The 3,572-nt window shown below is 74.2% G+C and carries 3 protein-coding genes; all 3 read left to right on the top strand.

Translation table 11 applies throughout. The features are described 5' to 3' along the window. Positions 1–104 precede the first annotated feature (104 nt). The 3 genes from ACFRCR_RS17740 (at position 105) to ACFRCR_RS17730 (ending at position 3,529) form a co-directional block, all read left to right on the top strand. Positions 105–1,511, top strand: a complete 1,407-nt coding sequence (locus tag ACFRCR_RS17740; RefSeq protein WP_377679405.1) for a hypothetical protein — start codon at positions 105–107, stop codon at positions 1,509–1,511. Between the two features lie 215 nt (positions 1,512–1,726). Beyond that, entirely contained in the window at positions 1,727–1,894 is a 168-nt protein-coding gene (locus ACFRCR_RS17735) for a DUF3117 domain-containing protein (protein WP_064506638.1), read from the top strand. Positions 1,895–1,900: 6 nt separating this feature from the next. Further along, positions 1,901–3,529: a leucyl aminopeptidase family protein gene (locus ACFRCR_RS17730; RefSeq protein WP_377679403.1), complete on the top strand. Its 1,629-nt coding sequence runs from the start codon at positions 1,901–1,903 to the stop codon at positions 3,527–3,529. The last annotated feature ends 43 nt before the right edge of the window (positions 3,530–3,572 follow it).

Raw genomic sequence — 3,572 nt, 5'->3', positions numbered from 1 at the left:
CGCGTGTTCCGCGCGCACGACGTCGCCGCGACCCGTCGGGTCCTGGAGACGGTCGCGGCGATCCGCGGAGACGCACCACCGGCTCGCGCGCTGCGCGGTCTGGCGTGAGCCGCCGCGACGTCGTCGCGGGCGGGACGAGCCGCACGGACGGACCTGCTCGGTCACCGCGGCAGCCGGGCCGCCCGCTCCCCGCCGTGCTGGCTCCCGCGCGGTGGCGCTGGTGGGTCCAGGTGCTCGCGGTCTACGTCACGGCGCGGCTCGTGACCGCCGTGATCCTCCTGGTCGTCTCGCGCTGGCAGGAGGCCAACCTCTGGACCGACGCCGCGCCGTCGTACAGCGCATGGACGGGACGGATGTGGGACGCCTCGTGGTACCAGCAGATCGCCGAGAACGGGTACCCCTCGGAGCTGCCCGTCGGGCCCGACGGGGCGGTGCAGCAGAACGTCTGGGCCTTCTACCCCTTGTTCCCGTTCCTGGTCCGTGCGGTCCAGGAGGTCACCGGGCTGGGCTGGGACGTCGTGGCGCCCACGATCTCCCTGCTCTGCGGAGCCGGGGCGATGCTCGTCATCCATCGTCTCGTCGAACGGGCCGGGCACGGGGCCGTCGAGCGACGGCCCGGCCTGCCGCTCGCCACGGTCGCGCTCGTGAGCGTCTTCCCGTCCTCGGTCGTCCTCCAGGTCGCCTACACCGAGGCGCTCGCGCTGCTGCTGGTCGCCTCGGCCCTGTACCTGCTCTGGGCGCGGCGCTACGAGTGGGCAGGGCTCGTGATCGTGCTCCTCGGGTTCACGCGCGCGGTCGCGCTGCCGCTCGCGCTGGTCGTGGCATGGCACGCCGTCGTGCGGTACCAGGAGTGGCGGCGGGCGCGCCAGGAGGTCCGCGCCCGAGCGCAGGGCGCCCCGCTGCGCGACGGTCAGCCGGGCGTCGCCTCACCGGGGGGGCTGGCGGAGGGTGCGGTGCCCACGGGCGCGGTGGCCCTCGCCGGGGACCGCGACCCTCTGCCCTTCCCGTGGCGGGACGCCGTGCGGATCGCCGTCCTGGTCGTCGTCGCCGTGCTCAGCGGGCTGCTCTGGCAGCTGGTCTGCGGGATCGCGACCGGGCGCTCGGACGCGTACTTCCTGACGCAGGGCGCCTGGCGGGGGACCGGTCCCGTGGTGCCGTTCGTGCCCTGGCTCGACGTCTCGCGCGCGCTGTTCGGCGGCGCCGGGCCGTGGGTCCTGGCAGCCGTCCTGGCGGGCGTGGCGGCTCTCGGCCTGAGCCCGGTCTCGCGGCGGCTCGGCCCGGAGCTCCAGGCCTGGCCGCTGGCCTACCTGGGATACCTGGTCGCCGTGATCGAGCCCTGGACGAGCATCGTCAGGTTCCTGCTCCTCGCGTTCCCCCTCGGGGCCGTCACTCTCGGGTGGACCCGTTCTCGATGGTGGTTCTGGGGGTGCCTGGCCGCCGGGGTGGCAGGGCAGGCCTGGTGGGTCTGGGCGTTGTGGCGGCTCACGCCACCGAGCGGGTGGCCGCCGTAGCGAGTCCTGGCGCCACGGCGTGCCGAGTGCGGGCTCGTCCGACCCGGTCCTGCCACGCCCCAGGTCACGATCTGGGCATTTGCGGCCACGGCGTGTCGTATCGGTGAACTAGAATGGTACCTGGACGTCCTCTGGACGGTCGGCGCGGAGACGCGCCACCGACCTGCCGGGACGTCGACCACAGCAGTACTGGACTACGGAATGGAGAGCCCACAATGGCTGCGATGAAGCCGCGTACGGGGGATGGCCCGCTCGAGGTCACCAAGGAAGGTCGCGGCATCGTCATGCGCGTCCCGCTCGAGGGTGGCGGTCGTCTCGTGGTGGAGCTCAACGCGACCGAGGCCAGCGAGCTGGGCGAGGCTCTCCAAGCCGTCGTGGGCTGAGACACCTTGACCGCGCGCGCAGCCCAGGCAGCCCAGCCAGTCCCGGACCTCCCGCCCGTCGGCGGTGCGCCTCGACACCTCCCCGAGGTCGTCGAGGCACCGGGCACCGTCCTGGACTGTCCGTTCCTCACCGACGACGCGGTCGCCGCGCTCGTGGTGGCCGTCGCTCCTCCGCTCGAGGAGGAGGACGGCCTCCAGCCGCGCGCCGGGACCGTGGACGCCACCGCGCGCTACGGCATCGACCTGGCCGAGCTCGCGGACCGCTCCGGGGGTACGTCCTTCCGTGGCGCGGCCGGACAGGTCGCCACGGTCGACCTGCCGCGTACCCACGCGGGTTCCACGCACCGCCTGCCGTGGGCCGGGCTGCCGTCGACGATCGTCCTGCTCGGGATCGGCAGCGGCACGGACCTGGAGCTGCGCCGCGCCGGTGCTGCGCTCGCAGGGGCCACCCGAGGCCTCGAACGAGTCGTCAGCGCGGCCACCGCGGACGCGACCGCGACGGGCGTGCGCGCCTTCGTCGAGGGCTACCTCCTCGCGGCCTACCGCATCCCGCGCTTCGGCCGCCCGCCGACGGCGCGATCGGGCGAGGGCCCCGTGCAGGACGCGCCGGCCGAGCAGCTCGTGCTGCTCGGCGAGAGCCGGGAGACGCAGCTCGAGGCAGCTCGCGTCGCGGCCACCGCGACGTGGCTCGTGCGAGACCTGGCCAACACGCCCTCCAACATCAAGGACCCTGCATGGGTCGCCGAGCAGGCGACGGCCCTGGCCGGTGCCGCTGGTCTGGCCGTCGAGGTGCTCGGCCCCAAGGAGCTCGCGGCCCAGGGCTTCGGCGCCCTCCTGGCGGTCGGGGCCGCGTCGGCCAGCCCGCCCCGCCTCGTGACCGTCACGTACGAGCCCGAGGCCGCCGAGCGGCACGTGGTCGTCGTCGGCAAGGGCATCACGTACGACACGGGCGGGCTCTCGATCAAGCCTCGTGAGGCCATGGTGCCCATGAAGACGGACATGGCGGGGGCAGCCGTCGCTCTGGCCGCGGTGCTCGGAGCGGCGGAGTCCGGCGTGCGGCACAAGGTCACCGCCGTCCTGCCTCTCGCCGAGAACCACTTCGGCGCCGACTCCTACCGCCCCGGGGACGTCCTGCGGACCTACTCGGGCACGACCGTCGAGATCGCGAACACGGACGCCGAGGGGCGCCTGGTGCTCGCCGACGCCCTCGGGTACGCGGTGGCCAGGCTCGCACCGGACCTGCTGGTCGACGTCGCGACCCTCACGGGCGCGGCCAGCGTCGGCCTCGGGCGGGGGCACGCGGCGCTGTTCGCCACGAGCCCCGAGCTCGTGAGAGGCATCGAGGCGGCGGCAGCCGTCACGGGGGAGCGGGTCTGGCACATGCCGCTCGTGGAGGACTACACGAGCGCGCTGCGCTCGGAGGTCGCGGACCTGCGCCACGTGCCGATCGAGGCACGTGGCGGTGGATCGATCACCGCCGCCCTGTTCCTGCGCGAGTTCACGGACGGTCTGCCGTGGGTCCACCTCGACATCGCGGGACCGGCGCGCGCCACGGCGTCGCGTCACGAGGTCACGGAGGGGGCGACCGGCTACGGGGCGCGCCTCCTGCTGCAGTTCCTGCGCGACCTCGACTGACCCTCGACACCGAAGAGGGCCCCTCACCGGTCTCGGTGAGGGC

This window comes from Oerskovia sp. NPDC056781 (genome assembly GCF_042789955.1).
In the GTDB taxonomy this organism is placed as follows: Bacteria; Actinomycetota; Actinomycetes; order Actinomycetales; family Cellulomonadaceae; genus Oerskovia; species Oerskovia rustica.
This window is presented reverse-complemented; position numbering and strand designations above follow the sequence as displayed.

Bases quoted from the DNA above. Each gene is read 5' to 3' on its own strand.
- ACFRCR_RS17735 (WP_064506638.1), top strand. From the start codon at position 1,727: ATGGCTGCGATGAAGCCGCGTACGGGGGATGGCCCGCTCGAGGTCACC.